This is a genomic window from Mesorhizobium sp. M1027 (assembly GCF_040318745.1).
Classification (GTDB): domain Bacteria; phylum Pseudomonadota; class Alphaproteobacteria; order Rhizobiales; family Rhizobiaceae; genus Mesorhizobium.
The window spans coordinates 24,352-45,369 of sequence record NZ_JAMYMW010000020.1; the positions used below are offsets into that span (position 1 = coordinate 24,352).

20 protein-coding genes and 1 pseudogene are annotated in these 21,018 nt (G+C 63.7%); 7 read left to right on the forward strand and 14 right to left on the reverse strand.

Features of this window, described 5'->3' with window-relative positions:
* The 10 genes from NKH50_RS28005 to NKH50_RS28050 form a co-directional block, all read right to left on the reverse strand.
* On the reverse strand, positions 1-672 hold the full coding sequence (locus NKH50_RS28005; protein WP_254820238.1) for a CvpA family protein: 672 nt from the start codon (positions 670-672) through the stop codon (positions 1-3).
* Positions 673-718: 46 nt separating this feature from the next.
* Positions 719-2,137 (reverse strand): DNA repair protein RadA, encoded by a 1,419-nt coding sequence (gene radA / locus NKH50_RS28010; RefSeq protein ID WP_352882394.1) that lies wholly within the window; start codon positions 2,135-2,137, stop codon positions 719-721.
* A 267-nt stretch (positions 2,138-2,404) separates the two neighbouring features.
* Positions 2,405-3,895 carry a replicative DNA helicase gene (locus NKH50_RS28015; protein WP_352882396.1) on the reverse strand — a complete coding sequence of 497 codons (1,491 nt, stop codon included), beginning with the start codon at positions 3,893-3,895 and terminating at the stop codon, positions 2,405-2,407.
* Between the two features lie 207 nt (positions 3,896-4,102).
* Entirely contained in the window at positions 4,103-5,071 is a 969-nt protein-coding gene (locus NKH50_RS28020; RefSeq protein WP_352882398.1) for a small ribosomal subunit Rsm22 family protein, read from the reverse strand.
* Positions 5,072-5,074: 3 nt separating this feature from the next.
* Positions 5,075-5,398 (reverse strand): YnfA family protein, encoded by a 324-nt coding sequence (locus tag NKH50_RS28025; RefSeq protein WP_352882400.1) that lies wholly within the window; start codon positions 5,396-5,398, stop codon positions 5,075-5,077.
* Positions 5,399-5,480: 82 nt separating this feature from the next.
* Positions 5,481-6,770 carry a cyclopropane fatty acid synthase gene (locus NKH50_RS28030; protein ID WP_352507937.1) on the reverse strand — a complete coding sequence of 430 codons (1,290 nt, stop codon included), beginning with the start codon at positions 6,768-6,770 and terminating at the stop codon, positions 5,481-5,483.
* A gap of 153 nt (positions 6,771-6,923) precedes the next feature.
* Positions 6,924-7,508 (reverse strand): 50S ribosomal protein L9, encoded by a 585-nt coding sequence (rplI, locus tag NKH50_RS28035; RefSeq protein ID WP_254820243.1) that lies wholly within the window; start codon positions 7,506-7,508, stop codon positions 6,924-6,926.
* Between the two features lie 212 nt (positions 7,509-7,720).
* Positions 7,721-7,969, reverse strand: coding sequence for a 30S ribosomal protein S18 (gene rpsR / locus NKH50_RS28040; protein WP_006203718.1), 249 nt, complete (start codon positions 7,967-7,969; stop codon positions 7,721-7,723).
* On the reverse strand, positions 7,969-8,460 hold the full coding sequence (gene rpsF, locus NKH50_RS28045; RefSeq protein ID WP_254820244.1) for a 30S ribosomal protein S6: 492 nt from the start codon (positions 8,458-8,460) through the stop codon (positions 7,969-7,971). Before rpsF ends, rpsR begins: the two co-directional genes overlap by 1 nt.
* A gap of 557 nt (positions 8,461-9,017) precedes the next feature.
* On the reverse strand, positions 9,018-10,943 hold the full coding sequence (locus NKH50_RS28050; RefSeq protein ID WP_352882403.1) for an LTA synthase family protein: 1,926 nt from the start codon (positions 10,941-10,943) through the stop codon (positions 9,018-9,020).
* Between the two features lie 247 nt (positions 10,944-11,190).
* Here NKH50_RS28050 and fabD point away from each other — a divergent pair, with 247 nt between their 5' ends.
* From fabD to gmk, 7 genes are all read left to right on the forward strand, one after another.
* The gene (gene fabD / locus NKH50_RS28055; protein WP_352507935.1) at positions 11,191-12,156 is read left to right on the forward strand and encodes an ACP S-malonyltransferase; all 966 of its coding nucleotides are present in this window, start codon (positions 11,191-11,193) and stop codon (positions 12,154-12,156) included.
* A 60-nt stretch (positions 12,157-12,216) separates the two neighbouring features.
* Positions 12,217-12,954 (forward strand): 3-oxoacyl-[acyl-carrier-protein] reductase, encoded by a 738-nt coding sequence (gene fabG / locus NKH50_RS28060; RefSeq protein ID WP_352453223.1) that lies wholly within the window; start codon positions 12,217-12,219, stop codon positions 12,952-12,954.
* Positions 12,955-13,141: 187 nt separating this feature from the next.
* On the forward strand, positions 13,142-13,378 hold the full coding sequence (locus NKH50_RS28065; RefSeq protein WP_006203723.1) for an acyl carrier protein: 237 nt from the start codon (positions 13,142-13,144) through the stop codon (positions 13,376-13,378).
* A gap of 34 nt (positions 13,379-13,412) precedes the next feature.
* On the forward strand, positions 13,413-14,675 hold the full coding sequence (gene fabF, locus NKH50_RS28070) for a beta-ketoacyl-ACP synthase II (protein ID WP_352705354.1): 1,263 nt from the start codon (positions 13,413-13,415) through the stop codon (positions 14,673-14,675).
* 93 nt (positions 14,676-14,768) lie between these two features.
* Positions 14,769-15,989, forward strand: coding sequence for an endolytic transglycosylase MltG (gene mltG / locus NKH50_RS28075; protein WP_352705352.1), 1,221 nt, complete (start codon positions 14,769-14,771; stop codon positions 15,987-15,989).
* 137 nt (positions 15,990-16,126) lie between these two features.
* Positions 16,127-17,017, forward strand: coding sequence for a YicC/YloC family endoribonuclease (locus tag NKH50_RS28080; protein ID WP_023677702.1), 891 nt, complete (start codon positions 16,127-16,129; stop codon positions 17,015-17,017).
* A 33-nt stretch (positions 17,018-17,050) separates the two neighbouring features.
* On the forward strand, positions 17,051-17,707 hold the full coding sequence (gmk, locus tag NKH50_RS28085; RefSeq protein WP_254820312.1) for a guanylate kinase: 657 nt from the start codon (positions 17,051-17,053) through the stop codon (positions 17,705-17,707).
* On the opposite strand, the pseudogene NKH50_RS28090 reads toward gmk, so the two are convergent.
* From NKH50_RS28090 to NKH50_RS28105, 4 genes and pseudogenes are all read right to left on the reverse strand, one after another.
* Positions 17,708-17,994, reverse strand: a pseudogene (locus NKH50_RS28090) (DUF1330 domain-containing protein). It lies immediately after the preceding gene.
* A 75-nt stretch (positions 17,995-18,069) separates the two neighbouring features.
* Positions 18,070-18,900, reverse strand: a complete 831-nt coding sequence (rsmA, locus tag NKH50_RS28095) for a 16S rRNA (adenine(1518)-N(6)/adenine(1519)-N(6))-dimethyltransferase RsmA (protein WP_352705350.1) — start codon at positions 18,898-18,900, stop codon at positions 18,070-18,072.
* A gap of 83 nt (positions 18,901-18,983) precedes the next feature.
* Positions 18,984-20,003: a 4-hydroxythreonine-4-phosphate dehydrogenase PdxA gene (gene pdxA / locus NKH50_RS28100; RefSeq protein WP_352689588.1), complete on the reverse strand. Its 1,020-nt coding sequence runs from the start codon at positions 20,001-20,003 to the stop codon at positions 18,984-18,986.
* Positions 20,004-20,016: 13 nt separating this feature from the next.
* The gene (locus tag NKH50_RS28105; protein WP_352647392.1) at positions 20,017-20,943 is read right to left on the reverse strand and encodes a peptidylprolyl isomerase; all 927 of its coding nucleotides are present in this window, start codon (positions 20,941-20,943) and stop codon (positions 20,017-20,019) included.
* Positions 20,944-21,018 lie beyond the last annotated feature (75 nt).

Consider the following 21,018-nt stretch of genomic DNA (forward strand, 5'->3'; position numbering starts at 1 on the left):
TCAGTTTGCCGGCGCCGGGTTTGCAGGTGCCGGCGTCGCGGGCGCATTGTCGGCCGGTGGCGCGTCGCTGTCATCGGGTGCCGGAGCGGTGGCGTCGTCGCCGGCGGCAGGTGCTTCCGCTGCAGGGGCGTCTGGGGCCAGAGGCGTCTCGGTGGCTGGCTGATTCGGATTGAGCTTGTTGAGGATAGCGTTTTCCGGATCCTCGGGCAGCAGGCTTTCGAGCTTGGCGCCGATCGATTCGAGCAGCGGCTTTGACTTGGCGTTGGCAATCCAGCCTGGGGCCTTGGCGCCGGCCAGCCAATTGAAGAAAAGCAGCGCAACAGCGACGACCAGGATGCCGCGCGCCGCGCCATAGAGGAAGCCAAGTGTACGATCGAGCGCGCCGATCCTGGAATCGATGATCCAGTCGGCGAGCTTCATGGTGATGACCGAAACGACGATCAGCGCGACAATGAAGACGATACCGGCGGCCGCGGCCATGGCGGCCTTTTCGTTGTCGATATAGGGCTGAATGTAAGGCAGCACCGGCTTGTAGAAGAAGAAGGCGGCCGCCGCGGCGGCTGCCCAGGAGATGATCGACAGGATCTCGCGCGAAAAGCCGCGAACCATGGCGAGCATCGCCGAGACCAGGGTGAAGCCGACGAGAATTCCGTCAAGCAGCGTAATCGGCATGTTTTCGCCCCACTCCGATCTCTTTTTCGCGGCTCGACGAGCCGCATCACTCTCGCTCGTCGACGCGGCTGCGCCGTGAGCCGGCTATGCGCGCCACGAGATCGGCAAGCTCGGTGGGCTGGAAAGCGCCGGCTCCGATCCCCCCGACCCCATTACCACCGACAAGTTCCTCGCTGCCCAAGGGCAGAACCGCGCTTCCGAAACCCAGCTTTTCGGCTTCCTTGAGACGCTGCTGCGCATGCGCAACCGGCCTCACCGCACCCGAAAGGCTGATTTCGCCGAAATAGACGCAATCGGCGGGAAGGGCAAGACCGGTGAGCGAGGAAACCAGTGCCGCCGCCACGGCCAGGTCGGCCGCCGGCTCCGAAATGCGGTAGCCGCCGGCAACGTTGAGATAGACGTCGTGGGTGCCGAAGCGGACGCCGCAATGAGCTTCCAGAACCGCCAGGATCATCGACAGCCGGGCACCGTCCCAGCCGACGACGGCGCGGCGCGGCGTGCCCAGCGTCGACGGCGCCACCAGCGCCTGGATCTCGACCAGCACCGGCCGTGTGCCCTCCATGCCGGCGAAAACCGCGGCACCCGGCGACTTCGCATGGCGCTCGCCGAGGAAAAGCTCGGACGGGTTGGCGACTTCCCGCAAGCCCTTGTCCGACATTTCGAAGACGCCGATCTCGTCGGTTGGCCCGAATCGATTCTTGACCGTGCGCAGGATACGGAAGTGGTGGCCGCCTTCGCCCTCGAAATAGAGCACCGCGTCGACCATGTGCTCGACGACGCGTGGGCCGGCGATCTGGCCCTCCTTGGTGACATGGCCGACCAGAACGATCGCCGCCCCTGTGGATTTTGCATAGCGGATCATCGCCTGGGCGGCGGCACGCACCTGGGTCACCGTGCCGGGCGCCGAATCGGCCATGCCGGTCCACAGCGTCTGGATCGAATCGAGAATGACCAAATCCGGCCGCTTGCCGTCGGCGATCGTGGCGAGGATGTCCTCGACATTGGTCTCGGCGGCGAGCTCGACCGGGGTGTCGGCGACGCCGAGCCGCTGCGCGCGCAGCCTGATCTGGGCAACGGCCTCTTCACCCGAGACGTAGACGATGCGGTGGCCCTTTGCCGCCAGCGCGGCCGCGGCCTGGGTGAGCAGCGTCGACTTGCCGATGCCGGGATCGCCGCCGACCAGCAGCGCCGAGCCGCGCACGAAGCCGCCGCCCGTGGCGCGGTCGAGCTCGCCGATGCCGGAGACGATGCGCGGCGCGTCCTCGATGTCGCCGGACAAGGTGGTGAGCACTACGGCGCGACCCTTGCGCGCGTTACGGCTATTGGCCGGACCCGAGCCTATGCCGCCGGACGTACCTTCCTCGACCAGCGTGTTCCACTCGCCGCACGCATCGCATTTGCCGGCCCAGCGCTGATGCACCGAACCACAATTCTGGCAGATGAACTGGACGCGCGATTTGGCCATCAGGCGTGGCCCGGTTCGGGTGTGGCAGGTGCCAGCGCAGGATAGGCAGGCGGGACAGCGCCCCCCTCTGTCCTGCCGGACATCTCCCCCACTTGGGGGGAGATCGGATTGCGCTTCGGATTTCGCCAATCTCCAGCGTCCCATATTAGAGAGCCGGGTAGAGTGACAGCCAATCTCCCCCCTCGTGGGGGAGATGTCCGGCAGGACAGAGGGGGGCGCGAAGGAACGCCGTACTCCCGCATTCTTGTTGTTATGTCGGCCAATCGCTTACTCAAACCGATCCGGCAAATGATGCTCCTCGGCAAGATCCGAGAAGCGGGTGAACTCGCCCTGGAAGGCGAGGCTGACCGAGCCGGTCGGTCCGTGGCGCTGCTTGGCGACGATGACTTCGGCCTTGCCGCGCATTTCGTTCATCTCGTGTTCCCATTTGATGTATTCGTCGGTGCCGGGCTTCGGCTCGCGGTTCTTCAGGTAGTATTCCTCGCGGTAGACGAACAGCACCACGTCGGCGTCCTGCTCGATCGAACCGGATTCGCGCAGATCCGAAAGCTGCGGGCGCTTGTCGTCGCGGCTCTCGACCTGGCGCGACAGCTGCGACAGCGCAATGATCGGCACCGCCAGCTCCTTGGCCAGCGCCTTGAGCCCGGTGGTAATCTCGGTGATCTCCTGGACGCGGTTTTGCGATGATTTCGCGCTCGATCCCTGCATCAGCTGGATATAGTCGATCACGATGACGTCGAGGCCGCGCTGGCGCTTCAGGCGACGTGCGCGGGCGGACAGCTGAGCAATGGAAATGCCGCCGGTCTGGTCGATGAACAGCGGGATTTTCTGCATGGTCTGCGAGCAGGCGACGAGCTTTTCGAAATCCATCTCGCTGATCTCGCCGCGGCGGATTTTCGACGACGGGATTTCGGTCTGTTCGGAGATGATGCGGGTGGCCAGCTGTTCGGACGACATTTCGAGCGAAAAGAAGCCGACGACGCCGCCATTGGCCGCTTTGAACGAGCCGTCGGCCTGCTGCGCCGGGACGTAGGCCTCGGCGATATTGAAGGCGATATTGGTGGCGAGCGAGGTCTTGCCCATGCCGGGGCGCCCCGCAATGATGATCAGGTCGGACGACTGCAGGCCGCCCATGCGGCGGTCGAGGTCGCGCAAGCCGGTGGCGATGCCCGACAGATGCCCGTCGCGCATATAGGCGGCATTGGCCATGTCGACGGCGGTCTTGACGGCGTCGGTGAAGCTCTCGAAGCCGCCATCATAGCGGCCGGTCTCGGCCAACTCGAACAGGCGCCGCTCGGCATCCTCGATCTGGTCGGAGGGCGACATGTCGACCGGCGCGTCATAGGCGATGTTGACCATGTCCTCGCCGACGGTGATCAGCGCGCGCCGCGTGGCCAGATCGTAGATGGCGCGGCCATAGTCGGTGGCGTTGACGACCGTGACGGCCTCGACCGCCAACCGCACGACATATTGCGCCACCGTCATGTCGCCGACCTTCTCGTCGGCCGGCAGGAAGGTCTTCAGCGTGATTGGCGTCGCGATCTTGCCCATGCGGATGAGCTCGGCCGCGACCTCGAAGATCTTTCTATGCAGCGGCTCGTAGAAATGGCCGGGCTTCAGGAAGTCGGAGACGCGGTAGAAGGCATCGTTGTTGACCAGTATGGCGCCGAGCAGCGCCTGCTCGGCCTCGATGTTGTTCGGCGCCTCGCGATAGAGCGGTGTTTCCGCCACGCCGAATTTTCGTGCTGCCTCTGCCATGATGTCCCCGGTCCTGATCCCCGGTCTCTCGATATCAGAACGAGACAAGTCGGTGATGACTTATCTGCATCAGTCCCCAACCAACCAACTTTGATGCCCGCGATTCACAGCCAGGTTCTTTCGGTGGAAAGAATCTCAATTGACTCGAATCAAGATGGCGAGCTTAGCCGTTCTTGGGCGAGAACAAAACAGGAAAATAGCTGCCGGTCATTCCGGCAAGGCATCACCCCAGTCCAGTCGCCGTGCGGCCTTGAACGCCCCTCCATCGCGCTTGGTGAACAGTCGCTCGGCAGCACTCCCATCCTGTTGGCAAAGCTTCAGCAAGACCTTGCCGGAGCCCGAGTTCGGCGGTGCGATCACTCGCGCTCGAGGCGGAGTGGCCGGATGGCGGGAAGCCGCGACAAAGATGAATTTCTCGTCCTCCCACGGCACCTCGGCATCCTTGGCCAGACGGTGCAGGCGCGAGCGGGCGACGCGACGGGCGAAATGGCACCAGTCGGGAGCGACGAGCGGGCAGGGCGCCTCATGCGGGCAGGGCGCAAGCACGTGCGCCCCCGTATCGATCAGCTGCCGCCGCACGGCAAGAATACGCTGCCAGCCGGCCGGCGTGCCCGGCTCGACCACCAGCAGCGTGTCGGCGGTCAGCTGCCAGAGCCGGTCGACGAGTTTTGCCAGCGATGCCGGCGCGATCTCATCCAGCACATAGGCTGAAGTCACCAGCTCGGCCGGCTCCAGATCGACCAGGTCGACGGTGACGTCGCCGGTCCGCCAGGCGGTCCTGGCCGTGATCGCATCCGCGGCAAGTGCTTCGCCGACCCTTCGCACGGCGGCGCCGGCCTCGAGCAGCACCGCCTGTTGGAGATCCGGCCAGAGATTGGTTGTGGCCCAAAGCACCGTGCCAGGGCCGGCGCCGACATCGAGCAGGGTTCTCGGAGCATAATCGGGCCGCACCTCGCTTACGGCCTCGAGGCTGGCGCGGACGGCAGCATAGGTCGCCGGCAGCCGCGTTGCCAGATAGGCCTTCACCGCCATGTCTTCGGCCATGTGCAGGCGACCGTCGCGCAACTCTGCGCGGTAGCGGTCCGACAGCGTCTTTGCCGCTTGCTTAAGCATCGGCAACGGCACCTGTTCGAGAAGGCGGTCGACGCCTTGTCTAAGCGGGACGGGCAGTTCCATCGCTTAGACAGTCCGAGGTGAGAGCAGAATGACCGAGGCGCCAACGATGCAGATCGCGGCACCGGCAAGGTCCCAGCGGTCGGGGTGCACGCCTTCCGCCAGCCACAGCCAGGCCAGCGAGGCGGCAATGTAGATGCCGCCATAGGCGGCGTAGGCCCGGCCCGCCGCGCTGGTGTCGACCAGCGCCAGCAGCCACGCAAATAGCACCAGCGAGACGAGACCGGGCGCCAACCACAGCGCCGATTTTTCCAGCCGCCACCATGCCCAGAACGAAAAGCAGCCGGCGATCTCGGCAAGTGCGGCAGCGACGTAGAGGAGGTAGGTCATAAAAAAGGTCCCGCGTTGACGGGAGCCTTTTCAGCGTGCCAGTCGGCAAATGGCAAGCGGCAATGGCGCGATCGCCGGCCGTCTACTCCGGATCCACCATTTTGCGGCGGCGAGCGGGCTTGGCCGCCGGAGCCTTTTCACGACGTCCAAGATCGCGCATCTCCAGCGCCTTCTCACAATTGGCCATGTAGTCGCGCGTCATCGGCAGCGTGTCGTTCTTCTTGGCAATCTGGATCTGGAAGATCACCAGATCCTGCCAGCGGAAGGCAGCTTCCGAGGCGGCAAGATAGAACTCCCACATACGGCAGAAGCGCTCGTCATAAATCGCCTTGGCCTTGTCGCGGTTGGCGGCGAAGCGTTCGCCCCAATGCTTCAGCGTCTCTGCATAATGCAGCCGCAGAACCTCGATGTCGGTGACGACGAGCCCCGATTTTTCGATGGCCGGCATCACTTCTGAGAGCGACGGAATATAGCCGCCCGGGAAGATGTATTTGCGGATGAAGGCGCTGGTCGCCCACGGCACGCCGGAGCGGCCGATCGTATGCAGCAGCATGACGCCGTCCGGCTTCAGCAGCGTCGCCGACTTGTCGAAGAAGGTGCGGAAATGATTGACGCCGACATGCTCGAACATGCCGACCGAGACGATGCGATCGAAACGTTCATTGAGTTCGCGATAGTCCTTGATGTCGAAATGAACCCGGTTTTGCAGGCCTTGCGCATGGGCGCGATCGGTGGCGACGCCGTGCTGCTCGGTCGACAGCGTCACCCCCTGTACGTCGACGTCGAACGCCTTGGCGAGATAAAGGCCAAGCCCACCCCAGCCGGAGCCGATATCGAGCACCGTCTGGCCGGCCTTCAGCCTGAGCTTGGCGGCAATATGGCGCTTCTTGGCCGCTTGTGCCTCGTCGAGGGTCATATCCGGCTGCTCGAAATAAGCGCAGGAATATTGCATGTCCTCATCGAGGAAGAGGCGGTAGAGGTCGCCCGACAGATCGTAATGGCGCTGCACGTTGCGGCGCGCCCGCGACGCCGTGTTGATTTGCTGCAGGCGCCGGAAGGCGTGGCGCAGACCTTCGATCGCTTTCGACCAGGTCGCATCGATACCGCCGCTGCCCATGTTCTGGAAGGCAATCCGCATCACCCCCAGCACGCCGCCCTCGAGAATGTCGAGTTCACCGTCCATGTAGGCTTCCGGCACCGCCAGCATCGGATCGAAAGTGATGGCGCGCTCGGCATGCCTGGTCTTGATGTGCATGTGCACCGGTTCGCCGCTGCCGTCACCGAAAGTCACCATCGAGCCTTGCGGCCCTGTCACCTTGAGATTGCCTGTGCGGACCAGGCGGTCGAGAATGCGTTTCAGCAGAATATTCATGACCAAATGTCCCCTCTCGGTCAGACAGGCTGTCTTATTCTGCATCAAGATATAGGGGTTCGAAAAGTTCCATTTGGCATAAAAATGCCCGGGTACGAGGCCCGGGCATTGGTCCAGAATAGCGATTAGCCGGCGAATGCCGACGAATGACGATCAGCCGTTGTCTTCGCCGCCCTCGAACTCCGCATTCGGATCGAAGAAGTTTTCCGGCCGCGCATTATCGTTGATGTCCTCGCCGTAGATGGCTTCGGCGGTGGTCAGTGTTTCGCCCTTGGCCTGGCGCTCGGCTTCGTCGGCCGTGCGGGCAATGTTGAGCGTGATGGTAACCTCGACCTCCGGATGCAGCGCGATCGCCACATTGGTGACGCCAATGGTCTTGATCGGCTGGTTGAGCAGGATCTGGTTGCGGTTGACCGAAAAACCTTCCGCGGTCACCAGCTCGGCGATGTCGCGTGTCGAGACCGAACCATAAAGCTGACCTGTCTCGCCGGCCGAGCGCACGGCGATGAAGCTCTTGCCGTCGAGCTTTTCTGCAATCTGCGCGGCCTCGGACTTGCGCTCCAGGTTGCGGGCTTCCAGTTGCGCCCGCTGTCCCTCGAACTTCTTCTTGTTAGCTTCGTTGGCGCGCAGCGCCTTGCCCTGCGGCAACAGGAAATTGCGGGCGAATCCGTCCTTGACCTTGACGGTGTCGCCCATCTGGCCGAGGCGGGAAACGCGTTCGAGAAGAATGACTTCCATGGTTTTGTTCCTTCGCTTGGGCGCTATCCTCCGGATCGGCGCCGAGTTGTCTGGAACAGGTCAGGAAGCTGGGCGTCGCCGCCTGTGTCGCTGTCCTGCCTGTCGCGGCAGTTAGGATCTCTTGTCGAATCCAACCCGGGATTTGGTGTTCGATCCGGCTACGCCCGTCGTGGCCGGTGACAAAAAGCGGGCGGCGAACCGCCCGCGTAGATTTAGCGGACCACGTAGGGCAGCAGGCCGAGGAAGCGGGCACGCTTGATCGCCTTGGCGAGTTCGCGCTGCTTCTTCTGGCTGACGGCGGTGATGCGCGATGGCACGATCTTGCCGCGCTCGGAGATGTAGCGCTGCAGAAGCCGCACGTCCTTGTAGTCGATCTTCGGCGCGTTGGCGCCAGAGAACGGGCAAGTCTTGCGGCGGCGGTGGAAGGGGCGCCGGGTTGGGATCTGGTTGATGTCGACCATTATTCTGCGGCTCCTTCAAAGCCTTCGCGCGGACGGCGCGGGCCACGATCGGCACCGCCATCGCCGAAGCTGCGCGGCGGACGATCACCACGGTCACCGCGATCGCGGTCACCGAATGAGCGCGGGCCACGGTCGCGGTCGCCGAAGCCGCCGCGTTCCGAGCGCTCTTCGCGCTTCTGCATCATTGCCGACGGACCTTCCTCATGCGCATCGACCTTGATGGTCAGGAAACGCAGTACGTCCTCGGACAGACCCATCTGGCGCTCCATTTCGTTGAGCGCGGCCGGGGGGCAGGTGATGTCCATGAGTGTATAATATGCCTTCCGGTTCTTGTTGACCCGGTAGGTGAGGGACTTCAGTCCCCAGTTCTCGACCCGGCCGACGGACCCGCCATTCGCAGTGATGACGCCCTTGTACTGTTCGACAAGCGCATCGACCTGCTGCTGCGAGAGGTCCTGCCGAGCAAGAAACACATGTTCGTATAGAGCCATAGTGTTCGTGCCTTTCTTCGTTTCTCTCCCGGTTCCCGGCGGCAAAAGCCTCTGCAACTTCTCTGACCCGCAAGCCTTGCGAAGGCGGGGAAGAAAGGAGCATGACGAGACGGTCGAGAGCGGAGACACGGGAGGCGGAAGCGCTTCTGGCTTCACGCGAAGGTTTCGAAAAACCTCCGGCCCTCCGTTCAGCCCCCAGCAAGGACCGGCAGATTGCGGGCGTCTATACAGGAATTTGGCCGCAAGGCAAGGGCAAACGGCCGACGTGTCGTAAGCAGATGAGTTGTCCGGATTAGGTAGCACATGAGTTGTCCGGTCTTATTGGGCTGCTGGCCTCATTCGCAAGGTCTTACGGATTCCCTGCCCGGACCCAAGAATGTTTTCCTGCATTTCGCCTGACAAAACAAACCGGATGCCCTGTTCGTATAATCGCGGGAGACGGTCGAGGTAACGCCAACAAATCGAACAGCTCTACGCAGTCGGCAATCAGCTGCAACAATTCCCGTCTCTCGACGACACGATCGGAGTTCGCGCATCACGCTGCAACTTCAGCTGCCTCAGCTCGTGTGTGCAGCCACTTTGCCTGTGGTTTCGGGGAAGAAATCGGGCGCCGCATGGCGCTTGCCGAACATCATGTCGTATTGCAGCAGACGGAAGTCGTGGATTGCCGGGTCGATCTCTTTCTGACGCGACCAATCGGGGGTGGCCTCGCCCCCCGGTGCCAACAGCAAATTACGGTCGATGACGCGGTAGCGCTCTCGCAACTGGCCGAGGAAGCCGGTGTAATAGGGATGGCTGATGCCGGCCGTTTTCAGGATATGGTAGGGCAGGAAGGCCGGGCTGACGGCGCCCAGATCCTCGGAGGGGCCGCTGCGGTTCGACCAGACGATCAATGGCGTCTGGTGGTGCTGCAGCATCTGGTCGGCCGGCTCCTTGCGCGGCGCGACATTGTCCTTCAGGAAACCGGTCTCGACGTAGACCGGCCCAAGCGGCGGCAGGTGATCGCCGAAGAATGCGATGACGGTCGCCCGCTCGCGTTTCTTCGCCCATTCGATCAGCCGCTCGAGGCCGCGGTCCGCGTCGGAAGAGCCTTCGGCGTAGCTCAACAGCGATTCACGTGCCCATTGGCTGATCGGCGCCTGCACCTTGTGGGTCGGATTGGTATAGCGATACGGCTCATACGGCCCGTGGTTCTGCAGGCTGACGGCGAAAAAGAAGACCGGCTCGGCGCTGGTATCGGCTTCGCGGATGATCTCGTCGGTCATCGCTGCGTCCGACGCGAGCGGTCCGCGCTTCTGCATGGGCGGCAACGTCTCCTCGGACTTGAAGTCGTTGAAGCCGAAATCGGCATAGACGGCCCCCCGGTTCCAGAACCAGTTGGTGCCGGGATGGATGGCGCGCGCTCGGTAGCCCTGACTTTTCAGGAAGGTCGCCAGCGAGGGAGTCGGTGTCCGCACATATTGCTGGTAGGGAATGCTGCCCGCCGGCAGGAAGGCGTTGGAAAAGCCGGTCAGGGCCTCGAACTCGATGTTGGCCGTCATGCCGCCGAACTCGGGCGAGAACATGTAGCCCGTGCGCAGTGCCCGCACATTGGGGATAGGGTCGGGTGTGATGGTGACGCCGGGCAGCTTGGTCGGATCCCAGAAGGATTCGCTCATCACGACGATGATGTCGGGCTTCTCGGCAGGTACCGAGGCGATCACCTGCGGTTTGCCGATCGCTTCGATCGCCTTGTCGGAATAGCCGGGCGGCGCCGAGACATGCGCCATCGGGACGTTCAGCGCGAAGGCGAGCGCAAAACCGTTCGAGGCATAGTTTTCCTTCTGGTCCCACATAATCGGGATGATCTGCAGCCGGTCGCGCGTCCACGAGAAAGTGGCATAGTCCATGATGGAGACGAAGAAAGCGATCAGCGGCACCGTCAGCGTCAGCCGGGCAAGGCGGCCCTTGTGGCTGAGCGCCGGAACGCGGCGGCGCCATAACCGCCAGCCATAGACGAGCAGCGACAGCCCGCCGACGATGCCGATCGCCAGGGCAATGGCGGTTCCCGGGCGATCGCGGACCAGGAGTGGCATCAGTGCCACGATCTGCCGGGAATAGAGGAAATCGGTCGGATAGAGCGGATCGCCGAGATAGAGCGACTTCTGGTGGCCGACGAACGCCAGCGACAATGTCAGCGGCGCGACGATCATCAGGCTCTGATGGCTGCGGCCGAGCACGGCGTCGAGGCCGATGAGGATCAGCGCAAAAATGATGATCGTGGTCCAGCCGGGTTTGAAAGGCTGCAGAAAGAAATCAATGGTGCCGGCAAAGTTGCCGCGCACGATCAGTTCGATGGCAAACACCAGGATAGCCGCAGCCAGCAAGCTGATAAGGCCATAGCGGATGACAGGCCATCTGCGCGCCGGCAGATAGCCAGTCGACGGATCGCCTTCAAGAAACTGTGGCGCCGCCTCGGCTGCGCTCTGCTTGGTCTTTGCCACTTCAATAGTTCCCCGGCCCGCAACAAAGGCGTCACTCGATTGTCATCGAACTGTCACGCAAAGCCTAGCGCCTGCGGCGGAAATAAGAAGAGCCAGCAAACAAATCGTGAGCGGTTTTCATCATGAGTGATCGCCAAAAAGCCTGCCGAAACAGGCACTCGGCCGACGCCGAGCGGTCAAGGTTGGACTTGACTTGGGCGCACGCCTTGCGTCACAGGCAGCGAGAACCAGCAGCTGGGAGCCGACGATGGCCATCGCATTCACCTTTCCGGGGCAGGGCAGCCAGGCTGTCGGCATGGGCAAGGACCTCGCCGATACTTTTGTGGAATCGCGGCAGATCTTCGAGGAAGTCGACGACGCGCTCGGTGAAAAACTATCGCAGCTGATCTGGGAAGGCCCGGAAGAGACGCTGACGCTGACCGCCAATGCTCAGCCGGCGCTGATGGCGGTGTCACTTGCCGCAGTCCGGGCGCTGGAGGCGCGCGGCTTCTCCCTGAACGGCAAGGTCACCTATGTCGCCGGCCATTCGCTCGGTGAATATTCGGCACTTGCGGCCGCTGGTTTCGTTTCGGTCGCCGACGCCGCCCGGCTGTTGCGTATCCGCGGCAATGCCATGCAGGCGGCTGTACCGGCCGGCGAGGGCGCGATGGCGGCGATCATCGGGCTGGAACAGGCCGACGTCGAGGCCGCTTGCGCAGAGGCCGCCCAAGGCACCGCCAAAGATCCCGCGCAAGCCTTGGTGTGCCAGATCGCCAACGACAATGGCGGCGGCCAGCTGGTGATCTCCGGCGCCAGGCCGGCGGTCGAACTGGCGGCGAAGCTATGCACGGAAAAGGGCGCCAAGCGGGCGCTGATGCTGCAGGTCTCGGCGCCCTTCCATTCGGCATTGATGAAGCCTGCGGCCGAGATCATGCGGGAGGCGTTGGCCGCCGTGACGAAGCGTGCGCCGGTCGTGCCGCTGGTCTCGAATGTTACTGTGACCCCGACGAGCGATCCTGACGAGATTGCCCGCCGCCTCGTCGAACAGGTGATCGGGCGCGTGCGCTGGCGCGAAACGGTGGAGTGGTTCGGCAGCAACGGCGTTGCGACGCTTTACGAAGTGGGCGCCGGCAAGGTGCTGTCGGGGCTGGCCCGCCGCATCAACCGCGATATTGCCACCACTGCCATCGGATCCGCGGCGGATGTCGAGGCGGCGCTGGCGGCGCTTGCATAATCAACTGGCGATTTGACCCCGCTCCATGCAAAGGGTGTTCGCTCAGATCAGGAGGCAAGAATGTTCGAATTGACCGGCCGCAAGGCGCTCGTCACCGGCGCATCGGGAGGTATCGGCGAGGCGATCGCCCGCGTGCTGCACGGCCAGGGCGCCATCGTCGGCCTGCATGGCACACGTATCGAGAAATTGGAGGCGCTGGCCGCCGAATTGGGCGACCGGGTCAAGCTTTTCCCGGCCAATCTTTCCAACCGCGACGACGTCAAGGCGCTCGGCCAGAAGGCGGAGGCCGACCTCGAAGGCGTCGACATCCTCGTCAACAATGCCGGCATCACCAAGGACGGGTTGTTCGTGCGCATGGCTGACGCCGACTGGGATAGCGTGCTCGAGGTCAACCTGACCGCCGTGTTCCGGCTGACCCGCGAGCTTACCCATCCGATGATGCGGCGCCGCCATGGCCGCATCATCAACATCACTTCAGTGGTTGGCGTCACCGGCAATCCCGGCCAGACCAATTACTGCGCCTCCAAAGCCGGTATGATCGGCTTTTCCAAATCGCTGGCGCAGGAGATCGCCACCCGCAATATCACCGTCAACTGCGTCGCCCCGGGCTTCATCGAATCGGCGATGACCGCCAAGCTCAACGACAAGCAGAAAGAGGCGATCATGGCGGCGATCCCGACCCGGCGCATGGGCACGGGCGCCGAAGTCGCCTCTGCCGTCGCCTACCTCGCTTCCAACGAGGCAGCCTACGTCACCGGCCAGACCATTCATGTCAATGGCGGCATGGCAATGATCTAACATTTGGGAAAACGCTTCATTCCGTCTTGGATGCATGGGATTTTTCGTGTAATGCCGCCCGCAACCCGGCGGTTCGGGCAAAAACCGGTCCTGTTCCGCTGCGTTTCCGGCAGGACCATCTTTCAGCTTGATTAGCGGCATTCTGCCCGCTAACGAAGACAGACAACCAAAAGACGAGGATGCCCAAATGAGTGACACCGCAGAGCGCGTCAAGAAGATCGTCATCGAGCACCTTGGCGTCGATGCCGACAAGGTGACGGAGCAGGCGAGCTTCATCGATGATCTGGGCGCGGACAGCCTCGACACGGTCGAACTTGTTATGGCGTTCGAAGAAGAGTTCGGTGTCGAGATCCCGGACGACGCCGCCGAGACCATCCTGACTGTTGGCGATGCGGTGAAATACATCGACAAGGCCTCGGCCTGACGCTATTTGCAGTCATCACCGAGGAGGACCTGCGATGAGGCGTGTCGTCGTCACGGGCCTTGGGCTGCTTTCGCCGTTCGGCATGGGCTTCGAGCACAGCTGGAAGGAGCTTCTAACCGGCCGCAGCGCAGCCAAACGCATCACCGAATTCGAGGTGGAAGACCTTGCCTGCAAGGTCGCCCACGTCATTCCGCGCGGTGACGGCTCCAACGCCACTTTCAATCCTGAAGCCGTTCTCGAGCCGAAGGAACTGCGCAAGATCGGCGACTTCATCCTGTACGGAATCGCGGCCGCCGACGAGGCACTCAAGGATTCCGGCTGGCAGCCGAAGACGCACGAGGATCAGTGCGCCACCGGCGTGCTGATCGGTTCTGGCATCGGCGGCATCGAAGGCATCGCCGAGAATGCGATGATCCTCAAGGAACGCGGCCCGCGCCGCATCAGCCCGTTCTTCATCCCCGGCCAGATCATCAACCTCGTCTCCGGCCAGGTCTCGATCCGGCATGGGCTGAAAGGCCCAAACCACGCCGTTGTCACCGCTTGCTCGACCGGTGCGCACGCCATCGGCGACGCCGCCCGCCTGATCATCTGGGGCGATGCCGACGTTATGGTCGCAGGCGGCGCTGAAGCGCCGGTGACGAGACTGTCCGTCGCCGGGTTCGCCGCTTGCCGCGCCCTCTCCACCGAGCGCAACGATGCCCCGCAGACGGCCTCGCGCCCCTATGATCGCGATCGCGACGGCTTCGTCATGGGTGAGGGCGCCGGTGTTGTCGTGCTCGAGGAACTCGAACACGCCAAGGCCCGCGGCGCCAAGATCTATGCCGAGGTCACCGGCTACGGTCTGACCGGTGACGCCTATCACATCACCGCGCCTGCCGAGGATGGCGACGGCGCTTTCCGTTGCATGACAGCGGCGCTAGACCGGGCGAAGCTGACGCCCGCAGATGTCGACTACATCAACGCGCACGGCACATCGACCATGGCCGACACGATCGAACTCGGCGCCGTCGAGCGGCTGGTCGGCAACGCCGCCTCTAAGATATCGATGTCGTCGACCAAATCGTCGATTGGCCACCTGCTGGGCGCGGCTGGTGCTGCCGAGGCGATCTTTTCGATCCTCGCCATTCGCGACAACATCGCGCCGCCGACCATCAATCTCGACAATCCGGAGCGCGAAACGGCGATCGACCTGGTGCCGCACAAGCCGCGAGCCCGGCAGATCGACGTGGCGCTGTCCAACTCCTTCGGCTTCGGTGGCACCAACGCCTCGCTCGTCTTCCAGCGCTACAATGGCTGACCGCTCTGCCGGTTTCCGTCTGCCGTCAATTTTGCCATATTCGCCCCTACTCTGCCCGAGGGGATTCGTCGCAAGATCAGATGGTAGGGCGCTATGAACACAAATCTGGCCGATAACGGGGAATTTGGGCAACGGCCAGCAACGTCCGGCCCGATCGTGCCGAAAACGGCCAGCGAGGCGTTGCGGCCCGAGGCCGGCACGCCGCCGCCGAAGCGCTCGCGTGCCTCGCGCAGCCAGTTCGTCGTGTTCATGAACTTCGTCATCTCTTCGGTGATGCTGATGGTTCTGGCGGCGGGCGTTGCGCTGTATTTCGGCAAGCAGGAGTTCAACGAGCCCGGCCCGTCGGCCAATGGGGACACCTTCCTGGTCAAGCCGAATAGCGGCGTCCAGGAGATCGCCGACCAGCTTGAGCGGCGAGGACTGATCAGCGACGCCCGCATTTTCCGCCTTGGCGTGCGCGCCTTCGGCAATGATTCCGCCCTGAAGGCCGGCGAATACGAGATCAAGCCGCAGGCGTCGATGCACGACATCATGGAACTCCTGAAGAGCGGCAAGTCGGTGATGTATTCGCTGACTATCCCCGAGGGGCTGACGGTCGAGCAGGCGCTGCAACGGATCGCCGAGCAGGACGCGCTGACCGGCGATATGCCGTCGACCACCCCACCTGAGGGCAGCCTCGCCACCGACACGCTGCGCTTCACCCGCGGCGCAACACGCCAGCAGATGGTTGACAAGCTTCTGGCCGACCAGAAGAAGCTGGTCGACGAGGTCTGGCAGCGCCGAGCGCCGGATCTGCCGATCGCCAATGTTGAGGATTTTGTCACCCTGGCCTCGATCGTCGAGAAGGAGACCGGCAAGGGCGATGAACGCTCGCGCGTAGCCGCCGTCTTCCTCAATCGGCTGGCCAAGGGTATGCGGCTGCAGTCGGACCCGACCATCATCTACGGCCTGTTCGGCGGCAAGGGCAAACCCATCGACCGCCCGATCTATCAGTCGGACATCCAGAAGCCGACACCCTACAACACCTATCTGATCAACGGTTTGCCGCCGACGCCGATCGCCAATCCCGGCCGTGCGGCGCTGGAGGCCGTCGCCAATCCGTCGAAGACCAGCGATCTCTACTTCGTCGCCGACGGCAGCGGCGGCCACGTCTTTGCCTCGACGCTCGATGAGCATAACGAGAATGTCGCTCGCTACCGGGCACTGCTGAAAAAGCAGGCGCAGGACGCCGGCAAGGCCGGGGCAACCAATACCGGAGCCGACACGCCGGCGGGAGCCATCGTTGACGATGCGGGCGCCACTGCCGCCCAGTAGGGCCGGACGCCATCAGGTTGGCCCTGTGCATGTCCGGGTGGATGTGCAAGGGCTGCTATGGCATTGAAATTCACATGATCCTGCCCGGAGAAAATCGCTCCGGCTTGAGGGCATTCGGCAAAGGGACGCACCGCTACATGAACTTGCAGAGCATGACCGGTTTTGCGCGCAGTGTCGCCGAACACGACGGCACTTCGATTGCCTGGGAAGCCAAGTCCGTCAACGGCAAAAGCGTCGAGGTCAGGTTGCGGCTGCCGCAAGGTTTCGACCGGCTGGAGCCGGCCGTCCGGCAGACGGTGCAAAAGCGTTTTGCGCGCGGCAATTTCCAGATGACGCTGACCATTGGCCGCGCCGCCGGCGCGCAAGCGCAACCCGTGGTCAACGAGGCTTTCCTGAAGGATCTGGCGGGCTTGGCCAAGCGGCTGCAGGAGCAGTTCGGAGTAGCCCCTGCGGCGGCCGACGGCCTGCTTGCGCTGCGCGGCGTCCTCGACATTCCCGAAACCATCGAAACCGAAGAGGCGCGCAGTGCGCTCGATACCGCAATACTGTCGGCGCTGGAAGCAGCACTGAACGGGCTGCAGCAGGCGCGCCAGGGCGAAGGTGCCGCACTTCGTTCCCTGCTGTCCGGCCATATCGATGCCATCGAGGCGCTGACGCTGCGGGCCGAGGCCGATCCATCACGCGAGCCGGCCACGATCCGCGAAAGGCTCGCCGAGCAGATCCGGCTGTTGATGGACGCGTCCGCCAATCTGGACGCCAGCCGGCTGCATATGGAAGCGGCGTTTCTGGCCACCAAGGCCGACATACGCGAGGAAATCGACCGGCTGAAGACGCACGTGGCGTCGGGGCGGGCGCTGCTCGCCGGCGGTGGCGCCATCGGCCGCAAGCTCGATTTCCTGGCACAGGAATTCAACCGCGAATCGAATACGCTGTGTTCCAAGTCGAATGCTGCCGCAGTCACCGCCATCGGGCTGGAGCTGAAGGCGGTCGTCGACCAGTTTCGCGAACAGGTCCAGAATCTGGAATGATCCCGATGCCAAGCCACATGACTGCCAAGCCCCATGACCGCTAGGGATTTGGGTTCCCGCATTCGGCGCCGCGGGCTGATGCTGGTCTTGTCGTCGCCGTCAGGCGCCGGCAAGTCGACGATTGCGCGCAATCTGCTGGAGAGCGATTCCAGCCTCGAATTGTCGGTCTCGGTCACCACGCGGCCACGCCGCGGCAGCGAGATCGAGGGCGTCCATTACCACTTCCGCACCATGCGCGAGTTCGAGCGGCTACGCGATTCCGATGCGCTGCTCGAATGGGCGGAGGTGCACGGCAATTGCTACGCGACGCCGCGCGAGCCGGCCGAACAGGCGCTGGCCGAAGGCCGCGACATGCTGTTCGACATCGACTGGCAAGGCGCTCAGCAGCTCAAGGAGAAGATGCGCGCCGACATCGTCTCGATCTTCATCCTGCCGCCATCGATGAAGGAATTGAAGGCGCGGCTGAAGCGTCGCGCCGAGGACCAGGAAGCGGTGATCGAGACGCGGCTCAAGAACGCCCGCAACGAGATCGAGCACTGGAAGGAGTATGATTTCGTCATCGTCAACGACGATCTCGACCGCGCTTTCGCCGAGGTGCGCGGCATCGTCACGGCCGAACGGCTCAGACGCGATCGCCGGCCGGGCCTGTTCGATTTCGTCTCGGGGCTGCTCGATGAGAAGACGGATTGATCAAGGCGTTGTCCCCGCGACCAGGATCAGATTGCGGCTGAGCGCGGCGTCGCGCAGTTCCAATGCCGCGGCATATTCGGCGGAGCGGTACCAACGCCGCGCCGTGTCCATGTCGGGGAATTCCACGATGATCCGGGAGACCAGTCGCCTTCCAACATTTCCACCTCGCCGCCGCGTACCAGATAGCGCCCGCCATGCTGGGCGATGGAGGCAGCCGCACGGGCGCGATAGGCTTCGATAGCCTCTGTGTCACGGATCGTGACGTCGGAAATGACATAGGCGGCCACTGTTTGTCTCCGGGCAGGGTTTGTCCGGCTATCTATGCCATGAGAGCGGAAATTCCACGCGGACGCTTCCCGGCATCACACCGCGTTGGTCAGGCGAACGAATTCCTCGACGCTGAGCGTCTCCGCACGCCTGGTCGGATCGATGCCGGCGCGGATGAGCAGTGCCTCGCCGCCGAGGCTTTTCACGCTCTGCCGCAGCATTTTCCGGCGCTGGCCGAACGCCGCTTCGGTGACGCGGCTAAGCCGTTTGACCTCTGCCAGCAAGGGGCTGGCGCGCGGCACTAGATGCACCACCGAGGACGTCACCTTGGGTGGCGGCGTGAACGCCTGGGGCGGCACGTCGAAGACGATCCTCGCCTCCGTCCGCCAGCCTGCAAGCACGCCGAGCCGGCCATAGGCCTCGCTGCCGGGGCTGGCTGCAATGCGTTCGGCGACCTCGCGCTGGAACATCAGCGTCATCGACGCGTAGAAAGGCGGCCACTCGGTCACGGTCAGCCAGCGGATCAGCAATTCGGTGCCGATATTATAAGGCAGGTTGGCAACGATTTTCATCGACCCGCCGCTTCCTTTGGCAAGCGCTGCAAAATCAGTTTTCAGCGCATCGCCGGCCACGATCTCGAGCCGACCCGGATAGTGGTTCGCGATCTCGGCCAGGGCCGCCAGGCAGCGCTCATCGCGCTCGATCGCGACGACCCGCCGGGCGCCGTTGAGGAGCAGGGCCCGAGTCAGCCCGCCCGGACCGGGACCGACCTCGATAACCGTAACGTCGCTCAGGTCGCCGGCGGTCCGCGCAATCTTGCTTGTCAGGTTAAGGTCGAGCAGAAAATTCTGGCCGAGTGCCTTTTTCGCCTGCAGCCCATAGCGCTCGATCACCTCGCGCAGTGCCGGCAGGCCGTCTATGCTCATCGGGTTGGGCTCATCGGGCTGGGCTCATCGGGCTGGGCTCGTCGGGTTAAGGCCATCGAATTGGGCTCATTGGGCCCAGTGGCCTACGGCCTTTTCCCGGTATCGGCAAGCAGGCGAGCGAGTTTCAGCGCCGCAATCAGGCTGTCGGCACGGGCAATGCCCTTGCCGGCGATGTCGAAGGCGGTGCCGTGGTCGGGCGAGGTGCGGATGAAGGGCAGGCCGAGCGTGACGTTGACTGCCTCGTCAAACGCCAGCGCCTTGGCGGGGATCAGCGCCTGGTCATGATACATGCAGAGCACCACGTCATAGCCGGCGCGGGCGCGAGCGTGAAACAGGGTGTCGGCCGGCAATGGCCCGAAGGCTTCTATTCCTTCCTGCCTCAGCCTGTCGATCGCCGGGCGCACGATCCGCTCGTCTTCGGTGCCTATCGCGCCGCCTTCGCCGGCATGAGGGTTGAGGCCGGCGATGGCGAGCCGCGGCTTGGCAATTCCGAAGCGGTTTGCAAGGTCGGCGGCGGTAATGCGGCCGGTGGCGACGATCAGGTCGGTCGTCAGCGCCTTCGGCACCTCGGCCAGTGCGATGTGAATGGTGACCGGCACGGTGCGCAGGTCCGGACCGGCAAGCAGCATCACCGGCGTCACTTCGGTGCCGGTGTGAAGTGATGCCAGATGCGCCAGATATTCGGTGTGGCCGGGAAAGCGAAAGCCGGCATCGTAGAGCGGCTTCTTGGCAATCGGGCAGGTGACGACCGCGGCAGCGCGGCCGGCCAGGCAGTCGGCAACGGCGCGGTCGATCGCCTCGATGATTCCGGCGGCGTTGGCTGGATCCGGGCGGCCGGGACTGTCGACGAAACGGGCGGAAAGCGCCACCACCGGCAGCGCGCGCGAAAACACACTAGGCGCTAGCGCCGGCGTCGTCTCGGCAATCGCGATATCGGTGCCGAGCCCGTGCGCCCGCGCGGCAATCAGCGCCGGATCGGCAAGGAGATAAAAAAACGGAACGCCGGCGCTGTCGCGGGCCTGCCAAGCGGCGATGGCGATGTCCGGCCCCACACCGGACGGATCGCCGACGCTCAACGCCAGCGGAAGCTCTGTGTCAGGCACGGCGATGCCGACTTCAGCGCTCGATGATGCGGGCTTTCTTCCGCAACTCCTCGACATATTTCTTTGAGAGCTCGTCGGCGTTCTTGTCGCTCGAGCCCTCGCTCTGGAACACCATCTGCGCGACTTTGTCGTCCGACACTTCGCGCGACGAGCAGATGCCGACGAATTCGACGCCGCGGTCGGTCTCGCGCGTCGCGGTGGCGCCGCCGACCTTGGTGGCCTTGATCTGCTCGGCCCAGTCCGGCGGCAGTTGCGGCGCCAGCACCCGGCCGAGGTCGCGAACGGTGACGTCGATCAGGCCCTTGGCGAATTCGCGGGTGGTGTTGCAGCCGTTGAAGCGGGCGCGCATGGCATCGGCTTCGCGCTTGCGCTTGGCCAGCGTCGCGCTGCGCTCGGCTGCCGGCACCACGAAGATGACCTGCTGCAGCATGTATTCGGTGGCGCTCGGCTTGCTGCCGCCCTTTTCGAGCATGCGCTTGACGACGTCCTGCTCGCTTATGGCGCCGCCCCCGTCGGCGGAGCGGTAGCGCGCGGACAGCGCCTGGTTCCAGGCCATCTGCGCTCGGATGAATTCCTTGAAGTGCTCCTTGGTGACGCCTGATTGCGCCATTACACCGTCAAGCTGCTTGAGCTGCATCTTGTTGTTCGTGGCGAAACGCTGATAGGCGGCATCGACCTGCGCATCGCTGATGCGGATGCCTAGGCGCCGAGCCTCGGCCGAGCGCAGCGTCTGATCTATCATTTCCTGGCCGGCATCGCCCTTTCTGCGCTGCAGGCGCAGGAAAGCGGCCCGATGCTGGATGTCGCCGGTGGTGATCGGTACGTTGTTGACGACGTATTTGATCTCGGTGGCGAAAGCCGGCCGCGTCACTGCGGTGGTCGAGAACGCCACCAGCAGCGCGAACCCTGCCGAAAAGAGGTATTTCCTCATCGAAAGCATCCCAGTTCCATCCCGATTCGACCCAACCCATCCCAGTTCAGGCCGCCGAAATCCGTGCCTGCTCTATGCGGCGAA

Excerpts from the sequence above, each read along its gene's own strand:
- NKH50_RS28005 (WP_254820238.1), bottom strand. The coding sequence starts at position 672 with ATGCCGATTACGCTGCTTGACGGAATTCTCGTCGGCTTCACCCTGGTC.
- radA (WP_352882394.1), bottom strand. The coding sequence starts at position 2,137 with ATGGCCAAATCGCGCGTCCAGTTCATCTGCCAGAATTGTGGTTCGGTG.
- NKH50_RS28015 (WP_352882396.1), bottom strand. The coding sequence starts at position 3,895 with ATGGCAGAGGCAGCACGAAAATTCGGCGTGGCGGAAACACCGCTCTAT.
- NKH50_RS28020 (WP_352882398.1), bottom strand. The coding sequence starts at position 5,071 with ATGGAACTGCCCGTCCCGCTTAGACAAGGCGTCGACCGCCTTCTCGAA.
- NKH50_RS28025 (WP_352882400.1), bottom strand. The coding sequence starts at position 5,398 with ATGACCTACCTCCTCTACGTCGCTGCCGCACTTGCCGAGATCGCCGGC.
- NKH50_RS28030 (WP_352507937.1), bottom strand. The coding sequence starts at position 6,770 with ATGAATATTCTGCTGAAACGCATTCTCGACCGCCTGGTCCGCACAGGC.
- rplI (WP_254820243.1), bottom strand. The coding sequence starts at position 7,508 with ATGGAAGTCATTCTTCTCGAACGCGTTTCCCGCCTCGGCCAGATGGGC.
- rpsR (WP_006203718.1), bottom strand. The coding sequence starts at position 7,969 with ATGGTCGACATCAACCAGATCCCAACCCGGCGCCCCTTCCACCGCCGC.
- rpsF (WP_254820244.1), bottom strand. The coding sequence starts at position 8,460 with ATGGCTCTATACGAACATGTGTTTCTTGCTCGGCAGGACCTCTCGCAG.
- fabD (WP_352507935.1), top strand. The coding sequence starts at position 11,191 with ATGGCCATCGCATTCACCTTTCCGGGGCAGGGCAGCCAGGCTGTCGGC.
- fabG (WP_352453223.1), top strand. The coding sequence starts at position 12,217 with ATGTTCGAATTGACCGGCCGCAAGGCGCTCGTCACCGGCGCATCGGGA.
- NKH50_RS28065 (WP_006203723.1), top strand. The coding sequence starts at position 13,142 with ATGAGTGACACCGCAGAGCGCGTCAAGAAGATCGTCATCGAGCACCTT.
- fabF (WP_352705354.1), top strand. The coding sequence starts at position 13,413 with ATGAGGCGTGTCGTCGTCACGGGCCTTGGGCTGCTTTCGCCGTTCGGC.
- mltG (WP_352705352.1), top strand. The coding sequence starts at position 14,769 with ATGAACACAAATCTGGCCGATAACGGGGAATTTGGGCAACGGCCAGCA.
- NKH50_RS28080 (WP_023677702.1), top strand. The coding sequence starts at position 16,127 with ATGAACTTGCAGAGCATGACCGGTTTTGCGCGCAGTGTCGCCGAACAC.
- gmk (WP_254820312.1), top strand. The coding sequence starts at position 17,051 with ATGACCGCTAGGGATTTGGGTTCCCGCATTCGGCGCCGCGGGCTGATG.
- rsmA (WP_352705350.1), bottom strand. The coding sequence starts at position 18,900 with ATGAGCATAGACGGCCTGCCGGCACTGCGCGAGGTGATCGAGCGCTAT.
- NKH50_RS28105 (WP_352647392.1), bottom strand. The coding sequence starts at position 20,943 with ATGCTTTCGATGAGGAAATACCTCTTTTCGGCAGGGTTCGCGCTGCTG.